Genomic DNA, 22,673 nt, shown 5'->3' with positions numbered 1-22,673 from the left:
CCCCAACCATTGCCGCCGGCCCGCGCCGGACGCAAGGCCGATTCCAGCCCAAAATGCCGGTTTTTCGCCGCAAGGCCGGCTGCCGCAACGCAGGTTTGAGCAGGGTTGCGTTGCACCCCGCCGCCCGCTTTGTCAACCTGACCGCACTCGCACAGGAGGACGACCGATGACAACCAACAGTCTGCACGGACATGTGGCGCTGGTGACCGGCGGATCGCGCGGCATCGGTGCTGCAATTGTCAAGATGCTGGCGGACGCCGGCGCGGCCGTCGCCATCAATTACCGCGAACGCGCGGCCGAGGCGGAGACGCTGGCGAAGGGCATCATTGCCGCCGGCGGCCGTGCGGTTGCTGTCGCCGCCGACGTCTCGGAAGCGGCGGCCGTCACGACCCTGGTCGAGCGCGCCAGGTCCGAGCTCGGACCGGTCGACATCCTCGTCAACAATGCCGGCATTGCGATCGTCAAAGGTGTCGACGACCTCACCGAAGAGGATTTCGACCGCACGATCGCGGTCAATCTCAAATCGGCGTTTCTCTGCACGCAGGCGGTGCTGCCGATGATGCGCACCCGGACATGGGGCCGCATCGTCAACATCTCCTCGGGTGCTGCGCGCGGCGCCGGCTCGATCGGTCCGCACTACAATGCGTCAAAGGCGGCGATGGAAGGCATGACCCGCGGCTATGCGGCACGGCTGGTCAAGGAAGGCATCACGGTCAACGCGGTGGCACCGTCGCTGATCGAGACCGACATGATGAAGGGACAGAACGGCCTCGTCAGTCGGATCCCGGTCGGCCGTTTCGGCACAGCGGAGGAGGTCGCGCAGGCTGTGATGCTCCTGGTCAACAATCCCTACATGACCGGACAAACCATCGCGATGAGCGGTGGCATGGCGTTCAACTGAAGCATGATCCGGAAAAGCGCGAAGCGGTTTTCCGGAAAGATCATGCTCAAGCAAGGAGCTAAAGCGCGATGGCGATTCAACCCAATCTCATCGCGCTTTAGGCCCGGACTCACCAAGGCGCAGCCGCGCATCGGAACTGACCGGTCGCGCGAGACAATAGCATTGTCTGGGCGTTGGAGTTCGGCGCCCATATGATGGTTGGTCTGGTCGGACTATTTGTAGTAGCCGACGCCGCATCCGAGGCCCGCGATCGCGGTAACGAAGCTGACCTTCGGCACCCACGTCTTGTCCGCGCCGGCCTTGGGAGACATGTAGCCGACCTCATTGACCTGGCCTTCTTTTGCCGCGGCGTAAAGCTCCGGGCCGTATACCTTGCCGGTTGGGTCCTTGAGCATCCTGCTGTCCACTCCCAGCAGCTGCTTGACGTTGGGATTGCCGATGGCGACGATCATGCCGTCGCTGAGATTGAAGCAGAACGGATAGAGGTCACCCACAAGGAAGCCGCTTTCGCCCTTGTTGATCTGGTCGAGCGTCTTGGCCTTATCGGCTTTGATCGCCGCAACCGTCCTTTCGAGCATGGCCCTGGCGTCCGCCGCAGTCCCTTGCGCGAATACCGTCGTCGAGAACAAGACAGCCACGGCGCCGAGTGCGCCAATCACGAGGTTACGAAACATGGATATTCCTCCCTGCACTTCGAGGAATTTTCAAATGTCATGCACCGTGCGTAGGCCCGCAAGGGATCATATTCAAACATTGACCCTGTTGACCAGCCTGCTCGTGCCCGCCAACGAGCTGATAAGTAGAGACCGCCGTCGCCCTGTCATCAAACCACGGCAGGAACTGTGCTTGGCTCTGACCGTTGTCCGCTTGGCAAAACCGGATTTGGAGCCCTGTCGTGATCGATCCGAAAACGCTTCTCGAACGCGCCGCGCAGCTCGCCGATCAGGCCAAGGGCGAGGACGATAGCGGCATCCGCGAGCGGCTGCTGCGCATGGCCGAGCACTATCGTGATCTCGCCGCGCATGAGGCCTGGGCACATGAGAACCCGCCATCAGTCGGCGCGCTCACCAATGCGCTCGGCAGCCGCACGCATTGAGGTTGCAGCATTGAGTTGATCGTCGATCAGCTCACGCGAATGCGGTAGCCGAGCGACTGACGTGCGCCCGGCGCGACATGCATCAGGCCCGGCTTGTCGGCGAATTCGCCATCGAACTCCGCTGGACTGGCAAAACCGTGCCACGGCTCGATGCACAGGAACGGCGCGCCGCCGAGCTTCGACCAGATGCCGAGTTCGCGAAATCCGCGCCAGGATATTTCGATCGCCGCGCCTTGCGTGGCTGCTGCCGGGCCTAGTGTCGCCGCGAAGAGGATCGATGTACTTGCGACCTGATCGAAGATCATCGCGTCGTCATCGAACAGTTCCTCCGACAGCGCAAGCGTTCTGCCCTTGACCGGATTGGGTTCAGGCTGCCGGCGCATCAATCCATCCTTCAACCGCCGGATCGGCGCGGGTTCAGTCTTGCCGAAGGTCAGCGTGTAAGCCTCCTTCGGCAGCCCCGGCACCAGCGGCCAATTGAATGCGGGATGACCGCCGAGCGAAGCCGGCAGCATCTCGTCACCGGGGTTGATGATCTCGAAGCCCACCTCGAGATCGGCGCCATCAATCGTGTAGGTGACCTCGAGCCGGAATGCGAAGGGATAGCGTGCGCGGGTTTCCGCATCGTCGGTGAGCGCGAGCTTGCAGGATCGCTCCCCCTGCTCCACCCAGGCAAAGCGACGGTCGCGCGCGAAGCCGTGCTGCGTCATCGGATAGGCCTTGCCGTTGTGGCGCAGCGTGTCGTCCTTCAGCCGGCCGACAATCGGGAACAGGATAGGTGCATGGCGCGGCCATTGCGGGCCGGCCTGCCACAGCAGTTCCCTACCTTCGGCATTCCTCAGCGACGACAATTCGGCGCCCTGGGCCTGAATAATCGCGGCGATTCCGTCGCCGCGCAGCGTGTGACTGTCGCTCATGCCTCGCCTCGCCGGGTTGCGCTGTGCACTGACACGAGATGTTCGATGCAGGCGAAGCCGTCAACCCCAAAGCGATGGGGCCGCCCACGCGGGACGGCCCCAAGTCCGGAGCTTAGCCAGCGATCTTGGAGAAATCCGGCGGGCGGCGCTCGGCGAAGGCGGCAAACGCCTCGCGTGCTTCCGCACTCTTCAGGCGCTCCTGGAAGATTTCGCCCTCGCGGGCCATCTGCGCGCTGATCCCCGCGGGATCGCGCATCAGCGCCTTGGTGTGCTGGAGCGAGCCGAACGGCCGCTTCGCCAGCGCATCCGCCGCTGCGCGTGCCTTGGCGCGGAGGTCCGCCAGCGGCACCACGGCATTGGCGAGGCCGATCGAGACCGCGGTCTCCGCCTCAACCGGCTCGCCGAGCGCGAACATCGCATAGGCCCGCGCGTAGCCGATGCGCTGCGGCAGCAGATAGGTCGACGCTGCCTCGGGCACCAGCGCCAGATTGACGAATGGCGTGATCAGCCGCGCGGTCGGCGCGAGGTAGACGAGGTCGCAATGCAGCAGCATGGTGGTGCCGATGCCGACCGCATTGCCCTGCACGGCGGCAACCAGCGGCCGCGTTGCCTTGGCAAGCGCAGCAAGGAAGCGCGAGACGTGACGTTCGCCCTGCACGCCGCGCGACACAGCGGCGAAATCGGCGAGATCGTTGCCGGCAGTGAAGCTGTCGCCGTCGCCCTGGATCAGCACCGCGCGGATCGATGAATCGCTTTCCGCGCGTTCGAGGGCATCGGCCATCGCGCCATACATCGCATTGGTGATCGCGTTCTTCTTGTCCGGACGCGCCATCGTCACGGTGAGAACACCATTGTCCAGCGCCACGACCACTTCACTCATGTCTCACTCCTGTTGCTTGCTTCCTGTTCGACGCGTTTTCTTCATGCGAACCGGTACCCACTTCGCTTGAAAACGCTCTAACCATCTTTGTCCTTCGGAAATTTCTCTTGCAGGCTGGTCAGCCAGCGCGACACCACGTCGATCTCCGCTTCCGAAAATCCGTCCATCAGGCGGTTGTTGATCACCCTGGTCCGCGTCGCGGCGCGCTTGCCGAGTTCCTGCCCCGCCACGGTGAGATGGAGCCGCTGGCTGCGCCCGTCCGCGCCATCGCGGCGGCGCTTGACGAGGCCCGCGCGTTCCATCCGGTCGGCGAGCCCGGTCATCGCCGACGGCACGATGTCGAGCGCCTGCGAGACGTCGCCGATCAGCGCGCCGTCATTGCGCCCGAGAAAGAACAGCACGCCGGTTTGGGCCGACGTCAGATCGTGTGCGGCCGTCTCCTGATCGACGGCGCGCTGCAGCCGCCGATAGGCCACGCTCAGAAGGAAGATCAGCCGGTGTTCCGCTTTCATGTCCCCGTTATATATTTCGTACGCGAAATATCAAGATATTTCGCGTACGAAATAAACCGCGATATGGCGCCCTGGAGGGAGCAAACCCCGCATATGACCGGGAATAAGCCCGCTCCACCGGGGTGATTGCGACATTTTGAACGCCCCACCGGGTCGTTTCACTGCGGCCACGCAGAAAACCCTTGATCGACATCAACCAAATGGGAAATCTTCCATCCGTGAGCCGTGTCATTGCTTCGCGGCTTCGGCGGGGTCACGAAGTGTCATGACGTCAGCGGCAAGTCCGGACCGGGAGCGCGTTGTCCGCCCGAAGCGGCCGCGCCATCTCAGCGAAGCCATGCGTTGTGAGACGGCGTTTCGCCTGATCCTGTCCGAATGCCTCGAGGATGTCGCGACCAACCACGAGGCTGTCAGCTCGGGCGATCCCGCCGCGCTTCACCAGACCCGGATCGCGCTGACGCGGCTGAAGGCCGCGGTCGCCTTCTATGGCCCGATGGTCGCGGACACCGAATGGAGACGATTGAAGTCCGAGCTGAAATGGCTGAGCGCCCATCTCGGCGCCACCCGCGACCTCGATGTCGCGATCGAGAACAGCGAGGGCTTGCCCGAGCAGCGCATGCTCCAGACCGCGCGAACCGACGCGCTCGAAGCCCTCAAGGAGGCGCTGCAAAGCGACCGCTACTGGCAATGGTTCGACGGCATGTGGGATTGGGTCGGCAGCGGCCCCTGGACCGCGCGGCAGGATCGCCGCGCCGCGCAGCGGCGAGCCGTGCCGGTCGCGGTGTTTCACGCGCGCCGGCTGGCGCGGTGGCATGGCAAGCTGTGCACGAAGAGCCGCGGGTTGCAGGGCATGGGCAAGAACAAGCGGCACCGCGTCCGGCTCGCCAGCAAACGGCTGCGCTATGCCATCGAATTCTCCGAGGGCGGCTTGCCGCCCGACGAATACGCGTCATGGCGCGATGTGCTGAAGCAATTGCGCAAGGGACAGCAACTGCTCGGCGAGCTGAACGATCACGAGGTGCGTCGCAAGCTGGTCGAGAACGCCGACGCGCTCGTGCAGCGCGCCGAGGAGCGCACGGCCAAGCATCAGCGCGTGCATGCGCGGAAGCGCAAGAGCCACCTGCTGCGCCGCGCCGCGGCGGTCTACCGGAAGATCGCCGAATGAACGCGCTGCCTCGTCCCTGGCTCGCCAACACGTCCAAGCTGCTTTCCGCTTCCAGCTTCTCTGCCGGCTTTCTTCATCCTCTTCCCTAGGTCATCCCCATGCCTGACGGTTCCTCCACGGCGCATCTCTATCGTCCCAAGCTCGTCACCACGCTGACCGAAGGTTACGGTCTCGACGCATTCCGCCACGACGTGATGGCAGGATTGACGGTGGCCGTGGTGGCGCTGCCGCTGTCGATGGCGATCGCAGTCGCCTCGGGCGTGACGCCTGAGCGCGGGCTGTTCACGGCCATCGTCGGCGGCTTCCTGGTCTCCGCGCTGGGCGGCAGCCGCTTTCAGATCGGCGGCCCGGCCGGCGCCTTCATCGTTCTCGTCGCGGCAACGGCCGCAAAATTCGGCGTCGAAGGCCTGCTGCTCACGGTGCTGGTGTCGGGGTTGATGTTGACGCTGATCGGCGCCTCGGGACTCGGCTCGTTGATCCGCTATATCCCGCATCCCGTCACCGTCGGCTTCACTTGCGGAATTGCGGTCACCATTCTGGCCAGCCAGTTGCGCGATCTCGGCGGGTTGACGCTTGCAGGTGCCGAGCCCGGGCCATTCCTGCCGAAGCTCGCTGCGCTTGGCCATGCATTGCCGTCGCTGAACTGGTCGGCGCTTGCAATCGGCATCGGATCGGCGGCCGTGATCTTCGTGCTGCGCGCCTGGCGTCCGGGCTGGCCGGCGATGCTGATCGCGATCGCGATCGCGTCGGTCGCAGCACTTCTGCTGCACCTGCCGGTTGAGACCATCGGCACCCGGTTCGGCGAAATTCCGCGCGGCCTGCCGGTGCCGCATATGCCGGAATTCTCCTGGGCGCTGCTGCTGCAGATCCTGCCGGCATCGCTGTCCTTCACGCTGCTCGGCGGTGTCGAGAGCCTGCTCTCGGCCAAGGTCGCCGACGGCATGACCGGCCGCAAGCACCGCTCCAACATGGAGCTCGTGGCGCAGGGCATCGCCAACATTGCTTCGGCGTTTTTCGGCGGCATCAGCGTCACCGGCACGATCGCGCGCACCGCAACCAACATCCGGGCCGGCGCACGCAGCCCGCTGTCGGGCATGCTGCATTCGGCGTTCCTGCTAGCGTTCATGGTCGTGGCGGCGCCGCTGGCGAGCTACATCCCACTGTCGGCGCTGGCCGGCGTCCTCGTCGTCGTCTGCTGGTACATGGCGGAGAAGGAAGACTTCCTGCACCTGATCAGGCGCTGGCGCGGTGCCGTGGTGCTGGTCCCGACCTTCGGCCTGACGGTGTTCGAAGACCTGACATTCGGCATCATTTCGGGGTGCGTGATCGCCGCGCTGCTCGCCGGCGTCGAGCGGTGGCAACGGCGCGCGGGCAATTAGCCGCTGTCGCGCAGCACCAGCTCGAAGCCGAGATCGATGCGGCGCTCGCCGCCGCGCTCCAATGTCAGCGTCGCCGCCGTGCGGCCGATGGCGTCGCCATGCACGCTGATCGTGCTCAGCGTCGGCGAGATCAGCTGGCCCATTTCTAGGTCGCCGAGCCCGATCACGGCAACCGGCTGCGCCGATGCAGGCCCGTCACGGAGCACTCCGGCCTTGCGCAGCCCGGACATGAAGCCGATCGCATGCGCGTCGTTGGCGGCGAACACCGCATCGACCCCGGGCAGCCGTGCATGCGCGGCCACGCTGCCGGAGTCCTTGCGGTCGAGGATCAGCCGCCGCGGCTCAGCGAGCCCGCTCGCCAGCGCCTCGTCTCTGAAACCGAGCCAGCGCCGCGTGCCGCGCGGATCGTCGCCGCCGATGAATGCGAGTTGCTTGCGGCCCTGCGCGACCAGATGCTTCGCAACGGCGATACCGGCCTTGTAATTGTCGAAGCCCGCGACCGCGTCGATCGGGCTTGCCGGCAGATCCCAGGTCTCGACGATCGGAATCCGCGCGTTGCGCAGCAGGCGGGTGCCGTCCTCGGTCGCGGGCGAGCCGACCATGATGATCGCCTCGGGCCGTCGCGACAGCAGCGCCGCCAGCATGCGGTCCTCGCGCACGGCGTCGTAGCGCGACTGCGCCAGGATCACGGAGAAGCCGAGCGGCTCGAGCTTGTCAGACAGGCCCTGCACGGTATCGGCGAAGATCGAGTTGGCGATGGTCGGCACCAGCACGCCGACCGAATTGGTCCGCGCGCTCGCCAGCGCGCCCGCCACCAGGTTCGGGACATAGCCGAGATCGCGCATCGCCTGCTCGACCCGCGCCCTTGTCTCCGGGGCGACCAGGTCGGGCATCCGCACCACCCGGCTCACCGTGATCGAGGACACGCCGGCGCGCTTGGCCACCTCTGAAAGGGTGGGCGCGGCACCGGTCGGGCCGGTCCCGGGTTCGGTCAGTTCGGAGCTCATAGCTCGACCCTGCACGATTCCGGGTTGCCAAGCCATAATGTTAGCGCTAGCATCACGTCATGTTAGCGCTAACATGGAACAAAAAGGGAGAAACGGCATGATTTCGGACGAGCAAGCTCAGGCCTACAAGCGCGACGGGGTGATCGTGGTCCCCGAGGTGCTCACCCAGGAGACCCTCACCAAGGTGCGCACGGTGCTTGCTGAGCTGGTGGCCGGGGCCGCCGCAGTGACCGAGCACACCGACGTCTACGACCTCGAGCCCGGCCACACCCCGGAGACCCCGCGCGTCCGCCGCATCAAGGCGCCACACAAGGTGCACCCGATCTTCGACGAGATCGTCCGCAGCCCCGCGGTGATCTCGATCCTCACCAGACTGATCGGCCCCGGCCTTCGCCTGCACGGCTCCAAGCTCAACATGAAGTCGGCGCAATACGGCTCGCCGGTCGAGTGGCATCAGGACTGGGCGTTCTATCCGCACACCAATGACGACATCCTCGCGATCGGCGTGCTGCTCGACGATTGCGATATCGAGAACGGCCCGATGCTGGTGACGCCGGGCACCCACACCGGCGCCACGATGTGGGATCATCACGGCGAGGATGGCCACTTCGCCGGCCTGATCGATCCGGACCAGATCGAGGGCGACATCAAGCGCGCGGTGCCCTGCATGGGCAAGGCCGGCAGCATGTCATTCCATCATGTCCGCGCGCTGCACGGCTCGGCGACCAACACATCGAACCGGCCGCGCAACCTGCTGCTCTACGAAGTCGCCGCCAGCGACGCCTGGCCGCTGATGGGCGTCAAGGATTTCGACGAATTCAACAGCCGCCTGCTGGCGGGTCCGCCGGTGGTCGCACCGCGGCTGACCGACGTGCCGGTGCGGATGCCGCTGCCGCCGGCCAAGCGACAGGGATCGATCTACGAAACCCAGTCGGCGTCGAAGAAATCCTACTTCACGCGCGCTGCCTGAGACTGACGACAACGCCCGCGGCCAGGCCGCGGGCGTTGCTGCTTTCAAACCATAAAAACAAACATAACGGGGAAACGAATGACCGAGATGGCAAGAGATGGCGCTCGCACATCGCGCCTGCGTGTGATCCTGGCCGCAAGCATCGGCTCCGCGCTCGAATGGTACGACTTCTTCCTTTACGGCACCGCGGCCGCGCTGGTGTTCGGCGAGTTGTTCTTTCCAAAGAGCGATCCCGTCGTCGGCACGCTGCTGTCATTCCTGACCTTCGGCGTCGGCTTCGTGGTGCGGCCGTTCGGCGGCCTGCTGTTCGGCATCCTCGGCGATCGCTATGGCCGCAAGCCGGTGCTGGTCGCAACGCTGCTGATGATCGGCATCGGCACCACCGCGATCGGCTTCCTGCCGACTTATTCGCAGATCGGCATCTGGGCGCCGGTGCTGCTGGTCGCGATGCGCGTGATCCAGGGTCTCGGCGCCGGCGCCGAGTATGGCGGCGCCGTGATCTATCTGGTCGAGAATGCGCCGCCGAAGCATCGCGGCTTCTGGGGCGGCTTCGCGCCGCTCGGCGTCTCCGTCGGCAATCTGCTCGCCGCCGGCGCCTTCGCGCTGGTGACGATGCTGCCGCGCGAGGATCTGATGAGCTGGGGCTGGCGCCTGCCCTTCCTGGCGAGCTTCCTGCTGATCGTCGTCGGCATCTTCGTCCGCATGCGCATCACCGAGACGCCGGTCTATACCCAGGCGGTGGTCGCGCGCGGCAAGGTCGAGAGCAACCCGGCGATGGAGGCGCTGCGCCAGCATCCGCGCAATTTCTTCGTCGTGCTCGGCGCGCGGATGGCCGAGAACGGGCTCGGCTATTTCTTCCCGGTGTTTGGCCTGAGCTACGTCATCACCACGCTCGGCGTGCCCAAGGCGGAGGCGCTGAGTGCGCTGATGCTGGCCTTCACGGTCGAGCTGTTCGCGATCCTCGGCTTTGCGGCCTTGTCGGACCGGATCGGACGGCGGCCGGTCTACATGTTCGGCGCGCTCGCCGGCGTGGCGCTCGCCTTCCCGTTCTTCTGGATGGTCGGCACCAAGGAATGGATCATGATCGCGCTCGCCTTCATCCTGGCGCGCGCCGTGGTGACCGCGGCGATGTTCGGACCGCAGGCGGCGTATTTCGCCGAGCTGTTCCCGCCACAGCGCCGGTTCGCCGGCTTCGCCTTCGCGCGCGAGCTCGGCTCGCTGCTGTCGGGCGGTCCGGCGCCGTTCGTCGCCACCGCACTGGTTGCGGCTTACGGCACCTGGTGGCCGGTCGCCTGCTACGCGATGTTCCTGTCGGCCTGTACCGTGGTTGCGATCTGGATCGGGCCGGAGACCTATCAGGAGAACATCGCGGCCGATGCGAGCGAACAGGAAGAGCTGCCCGCAGCGATCCCGGCACGGGCCTGATCGGTGGCGCAGCAACTGCGGATCCTGCAGTCGCTCTGGGCGATGGAGCGGCGGCTGGCCGATGAGGGCGAATGGCCGCTGCAAACCCAGCTCGCGATGATCCGCGATGCCGGGTTTGACGGCGCCGGCGTGCGCTTCATCGATCCGGCCTTTGCGCGCGAGGTGACGAGCTTCCTCCGCGCGCATGGCATGATCTGGCAGGCGCAATGCTATCCGAAGGGCGTCGACGATCTGAAGCCGGTGCTCGAGCTGGTCGCCCGGCTCGGCGCCGATCATGTCAATCTGCAACCGGACGTGCGTCCGCGCCGGCTGGCCGACTGCATCCCGCTGCTCGACGGCTGGCGGCGGCTTGCCGCGGAGGCCGGCGTCGCCGTGCATGTCGAGACCCATCGCGACCGCATGACGACCGACCTGTTCTTCATGCTCGATTTGCTCGACTGCTTTCCCGACCTACGGCTGACCGCCGATCTGTCACATTACCTGGTCGGCCGCGAATTCGCCTGGCCGGTCGACGACGTCAACCACGCGATGATCCATCGCATCCTCGACCATGCCTGGGGCATCCACGGCCGCATTGCGAGCCGCGAGCAGGTGCAGATCTCGCTCGGCTTCCCGCAGCACCAGGGCTGGGTGTCACTGTTCACGGGTTGGTGGGAGTACGGCATCCGCTCCTGGCGGAAACGCGCAGGGCCTGATGCGACCCTGACCTTCCTGTGCGAACTCGGTCCCCCGCCCTATGCCATCACCGGCCCCAACGGCCGGGAATTGTCCGACCGCTGGCAGGACGCGTTGGTCATGAAGGAGATGATCCGCACGCTCTGGGATCGCATCGCGAACGAGCCGCAGGGCGCGCCATAGCGTTGATTCAAACCGGGCGCGGCGGCATTCTGATGTGACTGCTAACGCAACTTGCAGTTCAGAACGCCGCGAGGAGCCGTGCGCAACCATCGCCGGGCCGCACTTCGACATCTCACGCGCATCGCCATCCCGGCAATGGCCGCCTTCATTTGCGCCAAGGCGGTCGCGGCCGAACCGACGCTTGATGTCGCGACCATGCCGCGCGTCGCGACCATCGATCCGCGCTTCCAGTCCTACAATATCGAGATGGTCGAGGTGACCGGCGGACGATTCTGGAAGCCTTATGGGGCCGCCGGTGCAAAGGCGGAGCTGTTCGCGGCACGTACGCCGATCGATCTGCACAACGGCAGGCTGCGCAAGCTCGCGGCAGCCCTCTCGCCCGCTTTTCTGCGCGTGAGCGGGACCTGGGCCAACAGCACGTATTTTGCTGACTCAGAGACGCCACCGGCGGCACCACCGGCCGGCTTCAAGGGCACACTGACGCAACAGCAATGGCGCGACGTGATCGACTTTTCGCATGCCGTCGACGCCCCAATCGTGACTTCCTTTGCGATCAGCGCCGGCACGCGTGACGCCGCGGGGCGATGGTCCCCCGAACAAGCGCGGCAGCTGCTCGCTTTCACGCGATCGAACGGCGGGCAGATCGCTGCGGCCGAGTTCATGAACGAGCCCGATCTGCCGGCGATCGGCGGCGCCCCTGATCGCTACGACGCCGCGGCCTACGGCCGCGACTTTGCAACCTTCCGCGCCTTCATGAAGGACACCGCGCCCGACGTGACGATCCTCGGCCCCGGCACGATCGGCACCGGAGCGGATGCCCGAGCGCGCTTCACCGTCTCGGCAGCCGGTGTCGACGCGGTCTCCTACCATCACTACGGCGCGCTCTCGGCGCGATGCGGCGGCGATCGCACGGCGAGGCAAGCCTTGTCGGACGAATGGCTGGCACGAACCGGCAAGACATTCGCCGTCTACCGGACGCTGCGCGACCGGCTCGCACCGGGCAAACCGATCTGGCTGACCGAAACCGCCGAGACCGCATGCGGCGGCAACCGCTGGGCCGCGACCTTCACCGATACGTTCCGCTACCTCGACCAACTCGGGCGGCTGGCCAAGGCCGGCGTTCAGGTGGTGATGCACAACACGCTTGCCGCAAGCGACTACGGGCTGCTCGACGAGCGAACCCATTTGCCGCGGCCGAACTACTGGGCCGCACTGCTGTGGCGGCGGTTGATGGGGAGCACCGTGCTCGACGCCCGCGTCGCCCCACATCCCGGTTTCCATGTCTATGCGCATTGCGCGCGCGACATACCCGGCGGGATAGCGCTGCTCGTCATCAACAACGATCGGCGAATACCGCGCAAGCTGACTCTAACAGCTGCCTTGCAACGCTACACATTGGCGAGCGCAACGCCCGCCGGCGGCACCGTCCAGCTCAACGGCAGCACACTCGCGCTTGGGACTTCCGACGAAATTCCCGATCTGAACGGTGTCTCAACCGCGGCCGGCACGATTGTGTTCGCGCCCGCAACGATCACCTTCCTGACCGTTGCCGGCGCAGGCAACACGAATTGCCGGTAGCGGTGCGACGTTGGCCTACGCCGCGTCGCGGCTGGCGTCAGCGGGCTCCGGCGAGCGCGCCACCAGATGGCCGAGCATGATCGCGGTCATCAGCCGCTCCATCTCGAGCCATGCGGTGACATGCGACATGGTCGGCCGGCCACCGAGCGCGAGCTGACTGACATCGTCGACCGCCGTCAATCCGCGCGGATAGAATTCGCGGAAGATCACGCGCTCGGCCAGGCCGTCGACCAGGCGGAAATTCAGCGTCTTCGACAGCTCGCTGAGGGCCTCGCCGACCAGGCGCTTGTTGCGCGAGCCGATCGTGGACAGGCGATTGCGCAACACTACCCATTCGAAGGCCGGCTGATCGTGCGCGCTGCGCTGGCGCCGCGCCTCCTCCACCATGTTTGAATAATGGCTGATGCCGGTCACCTTGAAGTCGTTCGGATCGACGGTGCCGAGCACGTCGAAGTCGACGAAGCTGTCGTTCAGCGGCGTAATCAGCGTGTTCGCCAGTGAATGCGTAAACGTCGTCAGATAGGTATCGTGGCCGGGGCAGTCGATGACGACGAAATCGTGGGACCGGCTGAGCCGTTCGACGATCTCGGCAAGTGCGTTGCGGCCGAGTGTCTCGACCTCGCTGCTCATGCCGGTCACCGTCTCGAAGCACATATGCGCGGGGATGCCGAGATCCAGCGAGGCCTCCCGCGCCCAGTCGCGCCTGTTATCGACGTAGTGCGTCAGCGACTTCTGCTTGTTGTCGAGATCGATGGTGGCGACACGCTGACCCGCCTTGATCAGCGCGATGGCGATGTGCATGGCAATTGTCGACTTGCCAGAGCCGCCTTTGTTGTTTCCTACAACGATTACGCGTGCGTTTGTCATTGGGAATCCCTACCGGACGCTTGAGTCAAAGCAGGACGAAATAGAATTTAATGAATGGTTCGAATCTCCCTGATTCGACGAATCTCGACAAGAGTCGTCGCAACATCATCGTGATCGAAATTCAGCCGGTTGCGACAACATTGTCACAACCACATTGAGCGCACGTACCGTGAACGCAGCGCACGTCTCAGGGACCAGCGTCCCGGGAACTAGCGTCCCTGGAACACGGCCGCGCGACGTTCCACGAAGGACTTGATGCCTTCGGCCGCATCCGCAGTGTTGAGCACGCGTTCGCGGATTTGCGGGATGATCGCAATCGCCGCCTGCTCGCCGGCTTCGATGAACTTGCGGCCCGCTTCCTTTGTCACCTGGATTCCGAGCGGCGCATTGCGGGCGATGATCTCCGCAAGCGCCATTGCGCGTTCGATCTGCTGACCGGCCGGCACGACTTCCTGCACCAGACCGATCCGATGCGCCTCGGCGGCGGAGAACTCGTCGCACAGCAACAGGTGATACATCGCATCGCCCCACCCGGCGCGGCTGATGTAGCGGAAATGCGCGCCCGCCAGCGGCGCGATGCCGCGCTTGGCCTCCATCTGGCAGAAGCGGCTGTCATCCGCTGCGACCACGATATCGCCGGCCAGCATCATCTCGATGCCGACGGTGAAGACGATGCCCTGCACCGCCGTGATGATCGGCTTGCGGCACCGTTTCGACAATCCAAAGGGATCGACGTTGCCCTCCGGCAACGGCTTGCGCGACGCGGTCGGGCCGAAGAATTTCGGCATGTCGAGGCCCGCGGTGAAGCTGCCGCCGGCGGCACAGAGCACGCCGACCCAGAGGCCGTCGTCATTGTCGAGCAAGGTCAGCGCGTCGGACAGCTCAGTCATCATCTCCGGGCTGAAGGCGTTCTTCTTCGCGGGATTGTCGATGATGATCTTCAGGATGTGATCATGCCGCTCGTGGCGGACCCGCCCCTCACTCGCGCTGCCGGACATCTGTTCCTCCCTGCTTTGTGACTGACAAATTTTCTGGATGACACTTGTCATCCAGATGCATGATGGTCATAATCCACAATGAGAGTCAAACAGGGGCGATGCGAATGGGCCATTCCCAGGCCGACAAGGCCAGGAGCCGCGAGCGGATCCTGAACGAGGCGGCGACGCAGATCCGCGACAAGGGGCTCGACGCGCTCAGCATCGGCAGCCTGATGCAGCAGGCGAAGCTGACCCATGGCGGCTTCTACGGGCACTTCGCCTCGCGTGCCGATCTGATCGCCGCGGCGCTGCAACAGGCGCTGACTTCAGGCGAAGCGTCGGCGCACGCCGCGCGCGATCCCGACAAACCAGTCAGCGTCAACGCGCTGGTGCGCAGCTATCTCAGCCGCAGCCATCGCGACCAGCCCAAGTCGGGCTGCGCGATCGGCGCGCTGATCTCGGATGTCGGCCGCGCCGACCAACAATGCCGCGCGGTGATGGAGCCGCACATCGAATCCTTCATCGCCAAGGTCGCGGAGACGCTCAGCGACGATGACGATAGTCGCGCAATCGTCGCGGTCAGCGCGATGGTCGGCGCGCTCGCGATCTCGCGCGTCCTCACCGATCCGAAGCGATCCGATGCCATTCTGCGCACAGTGCGCGACAGCATCGTCGCGATGGCATCCGACGAATGATTTCGCCCGCACCACAGGCAGCTTGATGGAGCAAGCCATGAACGACCAATTGACCCTCGAGCCGACCGCCGTGCAGGGCAGCGTGCTGATCGCCGGCGTCGGCGCATCCAACGGCCTCGGCGCCGCGATCGCGCGACGCTTTGCTGCCGGTGGCTATCCGGTCGCGATCGCCGGGCGCAATGCGGAGAAGCTGGCCGCAACGGCCGCAGAGCTCGCGGCCGGTGGCGCCAGGGTCACCCATGTCGTCGGCGATGCATCCACCGCGGCCGATGTCGCCCGCTTCGTCGAGGCGGCGCAAAAGCTCGCGCCGCTGGCGATGGCCGTGCACAATGCGGGCTCGAACCGGCCCGCGCCGTTCCTCAAGGTCAGCGAGCAGCGCTTCGAGGAGCACTGGCGCGAACACGCGCTCGGCGGTTTCCAGCTCGCGCAGGCCGCGATCCCTGCCCTGCTGGCGCGCGGCGGCGGCACGCTGGTGTTCACCGGCGCCAGCGGCTCGCTGCGCGGCAAGGCCAACTACTCGCCGTTTGCCGCCGCCAAGGCCGCGCTGCGCGCGCTGGCGCAGAGCGTGGCGCGGGAATTCGGGCCGCAGGGCATTCATGTCGGCCATATCGTGGTCGACGGCGGCATCGAAGGCGATCGCCTGCTCAGCATGCGTCCGCAGTTGAAGGATGAGCGCGGACCGGACGGCATGCTCAACATCGCGGCGATCGCGGAGGCCTATTGGGTGCTGCATCACCAGCATCGCAGCGCCTGGACGCTGGAGCTCGACCTGCGGCCCTGGGCGGAGCAGTTCTGACGGCCGTCATTCTCCCGGGAAATCGGTTGCGATCCGCTGAAATCTTGTCAGGCTAGACGACAAGGTTCGTGCAGATCACGCCGATATCCCGGGAGAAGGCCATGTCGCAGCCCACACCGATCCTGCATCATTTCGATCAGTCGCCGTTCTCCGAGAAGATCCGCATCATCTTCGGATTCAAGAAGCTCGCCTGGAATTCGGTGCGGATTTCCCGGATCATGCCGCGGCCGGATTTGATGCCGATGACCGGCGGCTACCGCCGCACGCCGACAATGCAGATCGGCGCCGACATCTATTGCGACACCCAGATCATCATCCGCGAGCTGGAGCGGCGCTATCCGACGCCGACACTGTTTCCCGCCGGGAATGCCGGAATGCCGTGGGCACTCGGCATGTGGGCCGACCGGCCGTTCTTCCAGAACACGGTCAACCTGGTGTTCGGATTCATCGGCGACAAGGTCCCGCAAGATTTCATCGCGGATCGCGAGAAGCTGCGCGGCGCCAAGTTCGACGTCGCCGCCATGACCGCGGCGCTGCCGCAGATGCGCGACCAGTTCCGCGCCAACCTCGACTGGATCGACGCGCAACTCGGCGATGGCCGGCCGTGGCTGTTCGGCGAATTCGGCCTCGCCGACGTCAGCGCCTACATGAACGTGTGGTACGCACGGCAGAGCCTCGCCGCGATGGACGAGGTCATGAAGGCCTTTCCGCGCGTTGCGGCGTGGGAAGAGCGCATCCGCGCCATCGGCCACGGCACGCGCACCGAGATGTCGTCCGGCGATGCGCTCGAGATCGCGGCGAAGGCAAAGCCGGAGTCGCCATCGTTCGGCGACCCTGCGGATCCGAACGGCCGCAAACCCGGCGACATCGTCAGCGTGATGCCGGACGATTACGGCAAGGTCCCGGTCCGCGGCGAGATCGTCTCGCTGTCGGCGCAGCACATCGCGATCCGCCGGTCCGACGAGCGCGCCGGCGAGGTCGTGGTGCATTTCCCGCGGGCTGGCTTCCTGGTCATCCCGGGCTGATCGCCGCAGCCTCCTAGGGGAAACCCGCAACTTGGAAACGCTGCGTTTCGCGGCGTGACCTTGTCGGGCCGCGAACAGGCCATAGCTCCACCACATCTCCAACCGAAGGCTCCACAGCGCGGGCTTGCGGACACGTTCCGCAGCAACACGACCTCCCGGCCTGCGTGCGATGGGTGGCCCGTGGCGGATGCTCCGCCACGCCGACAACTGGACTATGTGATGACGACCTCTCTCGAATTCGGGCTCGACACGTTCGGCGACGTCACCAAGGACGCCGCCGGCGTGCCGCTGTCGCATGCCCAGGTAATCCGCAACGTCGTCGACGAGGCGGTGCTGGCCGATCAGCTCGGGATCGATTTCATCGGGCTCGGCGAGCACCACCGGGCGGACTTTGCGATCTCCTCTCCCGAGACCATGCTGGCGGCAATCGCGACGCGCACCAAGACGATCCGCCTGGGCTCCGCGGTGACGGTGCTGAGCTCGGACGATCCGATCCGCGTGTTCCAGCGCTTCGCAACCGTCGACGCGGTCTCGAACGGCCGCGCCGAGGTGATTCTCGGCCGCGGCTCCTTCACCGAATCGTTTCCGCTGTTCGGCTTCGACCTCAAGCAATACAACGAGCTGTTCGAGGAGAAGCTCGACCTGTTCACCGCGCTGCTGAAGCAGGAGCCGGTGACCTGGCAGGGCAAGCTGCGGCCGCCGCTCAAGGGCCAGTCAGTCTATCCGCCGATCGAGCACGGCCGGCTGAAGACCTGGATCGGCGTCGGCGGCAGCCCCGAATCGGTGGTGCGCGCCGCGCATTATGATCTGCCGCTGATGCTCGCCATCATCGGCGGCGATCCCAAGCGTTTCGCACCCTATGTCGACCTGCACCAGCGCGCCTACCAGCAGTTCGGCCGGACGCCGCAGCCGATCGGCGTGCATTCGCCGGGCTATGTCGCCGAAACCGACGCGCAGGCGCGGGAAGAGCTGTGGCCGGACTACAAGGTCATGCGCGACCGGATCGGCAAAGAGCGCGGCTGGCCGCCGATGGGCCGCGACGAGTTCGTCTCCGAGGCCGAGCACGGCTCGCTCTATGTTGGCGCTCCGGAAACCGTGGCCCGCAAGATCGCGGCGACCGTGAAGGCGCTCGGCGCGGCGCGCTTTCAGCTGAAATATTCGGCCGGCCCGCTGCCGCACGACAAGCTGATGAAGAGCATCGAGCTGTACGGCAGCAAGGTGGTGCCGATGGTGCGCGACATGCTCGCTGCGTGACGCCACGCAGTCAGCACCAGAAAGCGAGCCTCACAAAAGGACAAACCTCACAAAGCAAAACCCCCGGCGTTTTGGCGCCGGGGGCTCTGTTAGATCACAGTCAGATCAACCGGTATTACCAGTTGCGCTGAGCGCGGAGCAGAAACATGACGGAGTTCTGATCCTTCAGCTCGTACGTGGCGGCGACCGGCTTGCCGATGCCAGCGCTGCCGTTGGTGATCGTGCCAGCCTAATTCTGATCCAACCGGGAACTCTCGTGTTGAACACGCGGCCCCATTGGCGTCTCGTCGCCCCTGGTCGCTATCGCGGCCTTGAGAGGCACATCAGTCGGCGCCTTTCCTCCAGAGGCCCGGATATTCGCCTGCTAACCTGATGGAAACATCAGAGAAAAGGCCCAAAACTCGTGTTTGGCGGTACCAAGGACCTCCTGTGTCGAGCGGGGCGGCCCGGTCAGGACCGACATCACAGAATCTAGCCCACAACTGTCTCGAATAGAGGGCGTAGCATCGCGATTTCGATTCAGGTGCCAGTTCAGGAGGTGAGCGGATCGCTACCGGTTGACCTCATATTGTGTTTCCACGAGATTGTTCCTGAGCGCCCGGAAACGGCCGGGCTCACGTCCACGATAATCTCTCGGATCCTCCAGAAGCTTTCCCGTGAGTGGCAATCAGAACAATTTCCTAGCTCAGGCGCTGCAACAAGGCGCATCCGCGTTGCGGGCGCGGCAGTTTGCTCAGGCAGAGCAGATCGCGACAAGCATCCTGAAATCAAACCGCAAGGACAGGCACGCGACGCTTCTCCTGGCGCACGCCCTGATGGGGCAGGAGCGGGAAGGCGAGGCGATTGCACCGCTCGAGCGGGTTGCGCGCCGCAGCGACGATGGCGAGGTCGAGACCTTGCTTGGCGCATTGTTGTGCGGTGCGGGGCGCGCCACGGACGGCCTAGCACAGCTTCGGCGCACGGTGGCTCGCCGCCCGCCATATCTCCCTTCGTTTCAGGAACTCGCCGGGCAGCTTGCCAAGGCTGGTCAATACGACGAGGCGATCAGCACGGTCGAAGCCGGCCTCGCGCTTGCCCCCGGCAGCATCGATCTGAAGCTCGATCTCGGCCGGCTGTTGCATGATACCAATGACTTCGCGCGGGCTGCGAGCGTCCTGACAGCCGCGCGCGATGCTGGGCCGGGACGGCCGGATGTTCTTAATCAGCTCGGGAGGGTTCTGATCCTTCATGGCGATTACGCCGCAGCCGCGGACGCTTTCCGCCGTGTGCTCGCGCAGTACCCCGATGATCGCTCGACCCGCGCCTACCTCGCCACATCCTTGTTCGAACAAGGAGAGCGCGACGCTGCCGAAGCGGCGCTACGCTCCATCATTCGTGGTCAGCCGCAGCTATTGGGGCGTGCGGCATTCGTCATGGCCGCGACATCGCATGGTCGCTTCTTTTTCTCCCAACGCGACGTTGCAAAATTCCTTGGCGGGGAGTGAGGCCGGGCGCATTGGACAAAATCTCGTCGCGCCTCACGCCCTGAAGTTTCTCCGGTAGAGGTTGGGCTGCCGTCTCAGCTCATTCCTGAATTGGCCGACGCGCTTGGCTTCTTCCGCGGTGAAGGAGGACGACTGTGCAGTCCAGTCGTCTCGTTTGACCGGAATGCATTGCGCGATGGGCGTCCCCCTGGGGAGGACACCTCTGAAACTCCTGTCGTGCCAGTACGCCGGGAAGTGCACCCAATTGTCGGTATAGAGATCGGAATTGACCAGGCCGCTCAGCGTGGTGAATGGCAGGTCGAAGCGATTGACGGGATGCGTGAAGTAAACCGCGTAGCCTTCGGGCGCTTCGACGGTCCACAGATTGTGGAATTTGAGAAAGAAGCGGCCTTCTTCAAACAGCGGCGTGCCGGTAACCTGACCGGGATCGTGAAATCCGATCGGCGAACGGGGAAATTCCGGCGTGCCTCCCGGTGGCAGGTCGTGGTCCCAGGTGATCTCGCCGTCTTCGATCTTGAGATCGCAAACCAACGGCAGCAAGAACCCGCAAGTCATCGCATCGACGAACGGCGGGCAGCGCTTGATGGTATCCTCGTCGTGCAGGTTGATCGAAGAGAACGCCGTCGCCGGCATCGCCTTGAGCCAGTCGGGCACGCCCTGGGCCGCCGGGATGGGCTTCGGGATCAGGCCCTCAAGCTCCGCCGGACAGCGGAAATTGAGCGTCAGCTTGTTGGTGGTGGACATTGGGCGCTCCGATCTCCTGACGGACTACATCAATGCGTCGCAGCCATTCAAGCGCGTTTTCGCGACAAGCACGGACGTCCACTGCCGCTAGGAGGCGAGCGGGACGGAGCATTCGCGTTGAAAAGCCGAGGCACAAATCAGCGCAGGGACATTGGTGTCGCCCACCGGCTGACGACCACGCCGAACTCCTATCCAAAGCAAAACCCCCGGCGTTTTGGCGCCGGGGGCTCTGTTAGATCACAGTCAGATCAACCGGTATTACCAGTTGCGCTGAGCGCGGAGCATGAGGAGCAGAGTGTTCTGATCCTTCAGCTCGTACACCGCGGCGGGCTTGCCGATACCAGCGCTGCCCGGATACGTGATCGTGCCGCCATACTTCTGATCCAGCATGGTGTAGACCAAGTCGGCCGAGAAGGTCAGGTTCTTGACCGGGGTCCACTGGGTCTGGGTACCGATCTGCGCGATGCTGTAGTCGGGGTTGCAGGAGGTCAGGCCAGCGGTACCGAACGTAGCGCCGAACGAACCGCCAACACCATTGCCAGCCGGGCCGCAGATGTAGCCCTTGGACGTGCTGTTGTAGCTAACCCCAGCCCAGGCACCGTAGATGCTGGTGTTCCAGTTCGGGTTCCAGTTGTGGACATACGCACCGCGCATGCCGTAGGTCGTGATCAACTGCTGCGAGCCACCGTTGATGAACACCGAGTCCGGCGCAATGCCGAAACCGACGCTCTGGTAAGCACCAGCAAGGCCGGTGCCGCTGAAGATGGTGTTCGCACCTGCCGAACCGGCGAGGTCCTGGATGTTATAGCGCGTCGCACCGTTGGTGTAGACGCCCTGGATGTTGATGGTGTCGCCAGGTCCGGTCGGGATGTTCTTGATCGACAGGGCCAACTGACCAGCCCAGCCCCACTTGTCGTCGGGATGACCGGACAGCTCAGTGCCGCCGTAGTAGGCCACGTGGTTGTCATGCGCCGCGAACGACGCCTGGAACAGACCCCAAGCCTGGTCGACGCGCAGCATCGCAACCAAATCCGGAGAGATCGTGCCGGCGTAGTCGGGGGTGCCGTACGGTCCGAGCGCGCCCGGTGCTGCACCGAGGTTGTTCACGCCAGCCTGATAGTAGGCCGACTGGTCCTGAGCCGACAGAGACAGCGACACGCCGTTGCCGAACTGCGCGGTGTAGGTGAACTGGTTCACACCGGTGATCGTACCGCCGCCACCGACGAGACCGTCGAAGTTGTTGCCCGGATAGTTGGCCCACGGAGCCGAGAACTGCGAGACCGCCTTACCGATGGTGAAGCCCGCGAACTGGATGAAGGCGTAGTAGACGCCAACCGTACCGCCAGCAACGCCGCCGGCGTTGGCGTTGTTCGGAGCGGAAACCGCGCCGATCGGCGAGTAAACGGTGGTGCCGTTGCCCTGACCAGCGTAGGTGTCCGACGTCCACGAGAACGTCGCATCGAAGAAGGTGCGGACCACGCCGTATTCGGTCGCGGTGCGCGTATCGATGTTCAGATCTTCACGGGAGCGCCAGGTGTAACCGTTGGTGAAACGGTTGTTGGCAGCGCCAGCACCCGAGGTGTTGCCGGTGTTGTCTGAGTTCGTGTTCGCAAGAACGTCGACACGCAGGTAGCCGCCCAGCTTGATACAGGTATCGGTGCCCGGAATGTAATAGAAACCGGGACCATACAGGGAGCAAACCTTCACGTACTCGACCGCTTTGGCCTTGACGGGAAGATCGGCCGCCTGAGCTCCGCCGACCGCGACGAGTGCCGCCGCCGAGCCGAGGATAAGGCTCTTAACCATCTTCATGTTAAACCTCCAAGTTGCTCTATCTCAGGGAAGGTTCCGGATCCGCCGGGTAAAACACCCTAGGTTGGTTCCCTTTGTCCCTTAAACCCCGCTCAGTCGCTTCGCGCCTTCGGACACACCCGCATGAACGCGAGGGACTTAAGCGAACCACCTAAAACGGGACGACCTTGGGATGCCCCCCTCCGTCGCAGTTCCATATGAGACAGAAGGCCCCCGATCACGCAACAAAAGACCGCTGGGTTTGGGATGAGTTGCGGCTGTTTTCGGGCAAATGTTGCACAAATATCACGGGCATTTGAACAGCGATGACGAAACAAGCCATTGATATCTA

The 22,673-nt window shown here is 64.7% G+C and carries 21 protein-coding genes and 1 pseudogene; 13 read left to right on the top strand and 9 right to left on the bottom strand.

Features of this window, described 5'->3' with window-relative positions; genetic code table 11:
- Positions 1–166 precede the first annotated feature (166 nt).
- Positions 167–901: an SDR family NAD(P)-dependent oxidoreductase gene (locus JQ616_RS22415; protein ID WP_212018114.1), complete on the top strand. Its 735-nt coding sequence runs from the start codon at positions 167–169 to the stop codon at positions 899–901.
- A 212-nt stretch (positions 902–1,113) separates the two neighbouring features.
- Here JQ616_RS22415 and JQ616_RS22410 read toward each other — a convergent pair whose 3' ends face one another.
- Positions 1,114–1,575, bottom strand: a complete 462-nt coding sequence (locus tag JQ616_RS22410) for a cache domain-containing protein (RefSeq protein WP_212018113.1) — start codon at positions 1,573–1,575, stop codon at positions 1,114–1,116.
- Positions 1,576–1,796: 221 nt separating this feature from the next.
- Between JQ616_RS22410 and JQ616_RS22405 the strand changes: the two genes are divergently transcribed.
- On the top strand, positions 1,797–1,997 hold the full coding sequence (locus JQ616_RS22405) for a hypothetical protein (RefSeq protein ID WP_212018111.1): 201 nt from the start codon (positions 1,797–1,799) through the stop codon (positions 1,995–1,997).
- A 26-nt stretch (positions 1,998–2,023) separates the two neighbouring features.
- On the opposite strand, the gene JQ616_RS22400 is transcribed toward JQ616_RS22405, so the two are convergent.
- The 3 genes from JQ616_RS22400 to JQ616_RS22390 all read right to left on the bottom strand — a co-directional run bounded on the left by JQ616_RS22400 (position 2,024) and on the right by JQ616_RS22390 (position 4,306).
- Positions 2,024–2,914, bottom strand: a complete 891-nt coding sequence (locus tag JQ616_RS22400; RefSeq protein ID WP_212018109.1) for an aldose 1-epimerase family protein — start codon at positions 2,912–2,914, stop codon at positions 2,024–2,026.
- A 112-nt stretch (positions 2,915–3,026) separates the two neighbouring features.
- Positions 3,027–3,794 carry an enoyl-CoA hydratase-related protein gene (locus tag JQ616_RS22395; protein WP_212018107.1) on the bottom strand — a complete coding sequence of 256 codons (768 nt, stop codon included), beginning with the start codon at positions 3,792–3,794 and terminating at the stop codon, positions 3,027–3,029.
- A 77-nt stretch (positions 3,795–3,871) separates the two neighbouring features.
- Positions 3,872–4,306: a MarR family winged helix-turn-helix transcriptional regulator gene (locus JQ616_RS22390; protein ID WP_212018105.1), complete on the bottom strand. Its 435-nt coding sequence runs from the start codon at positions 4,304–4,306 to the stop codon at positions 3,872–3,874.
- A 265-nt stretch (positions 4,307–4,571) separates the two neighbouring features.
- Between JQ616_RS22390 and JQ616_RS22385 the strand changes: the two genes are divergently transcribed.
- Positions 4,572–5,471 carry a CHAD domain-containing protein gene (locus JQ616_RS22385; protein WP_249137143.1) on the top strand — a complete coding sequence of 300 codons (900 nt, stop codon included), beginning with the start codon at positions 4,572–4,574 and terminating at the stop codon, positions 5,469–5,471.
- Positions 5,472–5,569: 98 nt separating this feature from the next.
- Positions 5,570–6,811 (top strand): annotated as a pseudogene (locus JQ616_RS22380) (SulP family inorganic anion transporter); the annotation flags it as partial.
- 35 nt (positions 6,812–6,846) lie between these two features.
- Here JQ616_RS22380 and JQ616_RS22375 read toward each other — a convergent pair.
- Entirely contained in the window at positions 6,847–7,857 is a 1,011-nt protein-coding gene (locus JQ616_RS22375) for a LacI family DNA-binding transcriptional regulator (RefSeq protein WP_212018101.1), read from the bottom strand.
- 97 nt (positions 7,858–7,954) lie between these two features.
- On the opposite strand from JQ616_RS22375, the gene JQ616_RS22370 reads away from it, so the two are divergent.
- The 4 genes from JQ616_RS22370 to JQ616_RS22355 all read left to right on the top strand — a co-directional run bounded on the left by JQ616_RS22370 (position 7,955) and on the right by JQ616_RS22355 (position 12,688).
- Positions 7,955–8,827 (top strand): phytanoyl-CoA dioxygenase family protein, encoded by an 873-nt coding sequence (locus JQ616_RS22370; protein ID WP_212018099.1) that lies wholly within the window; start codon positions 7,955–7,957, stop codon positions 8,825–8,827.
- A 78-nt stretch (positions 8,828–8,905) separates the two neighbouring features.
- The gene (locus tag JQ616_RS22365; RefSeq protein WP_212018097.1) at positions 8,906–10,252 is read left to right on the top strand and encodes an MFS transporter; all 1,347 of its coding nucleotides are present in this window, start codon (positions 8,906–8,908) and stop codon (positions 10,250–10,252) included.
- Between the two features lie 3 nt (positions 10,253–10,255).
- Positions 10,256–11,110 carry a sugar phosphate isomerase/epimerase family protein gene (locus JQ616_RS22360; protein WP_212018096.1) on the top strand — a complete coding sequence of 285 codons (855 nt, stop codon included), beginning with the start codon at positions 10,256–10,258 and terminating at the stop codon, positions 11,108–11,110.
- A gap of 78 nt (positions 11,111–11,188) precedes the next feature.
- Positions 11,189–12,688, top strand: a complete 1,500-nt coding sequence (locus JQ616_RS22355; RefSeq protein WP_349630038.1) for a hypothetical protein — start codon at positions 11,189–11,191, stop codon at positions 12,686–12,688.
- Positions 12,689–12,703: 15 nt separating this feature from the next.
- On the opposite strand, the gene JQ616_RS22350 is transcribed toward JQ616_RS22355, so the two are convergent.
- Entirely contained in the window at positions 12,704–13,555 is an 852-nt protein-coding gene (locus tag JQ616_RS22350) for a division plane positioning ATPase MipZ (RefSeq protein ID WP_212018093.1), read from the bottom strand.
- A 209-nt stretch (positions 13,556–13,764) separates the two neighbouring features.
- On the bottom strand, positions 13,765–14,553 hold the full coding sequence (locus tag JQ616_RS22345) for a crotonase/enoyl-CoA hydratase family protein (protein WP_212018091.1): 789 nt from the start codon (positions 14,551–14,553) through the stop codon (positions 13,765–13,767).
- 104 nt (positions 14,554–14,657) lie between these two features.
- Between JQ616_RS22345 and JQ616_RS22340 the strand changes: the two genes are divergently transcribed.
- The 5 genes from JQ616_RS22340 (at position 14,658) to JQ616_RS22320 (ending at position 19,786) form a co-directional block, all read left to right on the top strand.
- Entirely contained in the window at positions 14,658–15,227 is a 570-nt protein-coding gene (locus tag JQ616_RS22340; protein ID WP_212018089.1) for a TetR/AcrR family transcriptional regulator, read from the top strand.
- 37 nt (positions 15,228–15,264) lie between these two features.
- Entirely contained in the window at positions 15,265–16,023 is a 759-nt protein-coding gene (locus tag JQ616_RS22335) for an SDR family NAD(P)-dependent oxidoreductase (RefSeq protein WP_212018087.1), read from the top strand.
- 101 nt (positions 16,024–16,124) lie between these two features.
- Positions 16,125–17,048, top strand: coding sequence for a glutathione S-transferase family protein (locus JQ616_RS22330; RefSeq protein ID WP_212018085.1), 924 nt, complete (start codon positions 16,125–16,127; stop codon positions 17,046–17,048).
- A 219-nt stretch (positions 17,049–17,267) separates the two neighbouring features.
- A complete protein-coding gene (locus tag JQ616_RS22325; RefSeq protein ID WP_212018083.1) occupies positions 17,268–18,302 on the top strand; it encodes an LLM class flavin-dependent oxidoreductase in 1,035 nt (344 codons plus the stop codon).
- 656 nt (positions 18,303–18,958) lie between these two features.
- The gene (locus tag JQ616_RS22320) at positions 18,959–19,786 is read left to right on the top strand and encodes a tetratricopeptide repeat protein (protein WP_212018081.1); all 828 of its coding nucleotides are present in this window, start codon (positions 18,959–18,961) and stop codon (positions 19,784–19,786) included.
- 33 nt (positions 19,787–19,819) lie between these two features.
- Here the strand turns inward: JQ616_RS22320 and JQ616_RS22315 are convergent, their stop codons facing one another.
- On the bottom strand, positions 19,820–20,530 hold the full coding sequence (locus tag JQ616_RS22315; protein ID WP_212018079.1) for a hypothetical protein: 711 nt from the start codon (positions 20,528–20,530) through the stop codon (positions 19,820–19,822).
- A gap of 258 nt (positions 20,531–20,788) precedes the next feature.
- On the bottom strand, positions 20,789–22,342 hold the full coding sequence (locus JQ616_RS22310) for a porin (protein WP_212018077.1): 1,554 nt from the start codon (positions 22,340–22,342) through the stop codon (positions 20,789–20,791).
- Positions 22,343–22,673: the final 331 nt, after the last annotated feature.

The organism is Bradyrhizobium tropiciagri (assembly GCF_018130545.1).
Taxonomy (GTDB): Bacteria; Pseudomonadota; Alphaproteobacteria; order Rhizobiales; family Xanthobacteraceae; genus Bradyrhizobium; species Bradyrhizobium tropiciagri_A.
This window is presented reverse-complemented; position numbering and strand designations above follow the sequence as displayed.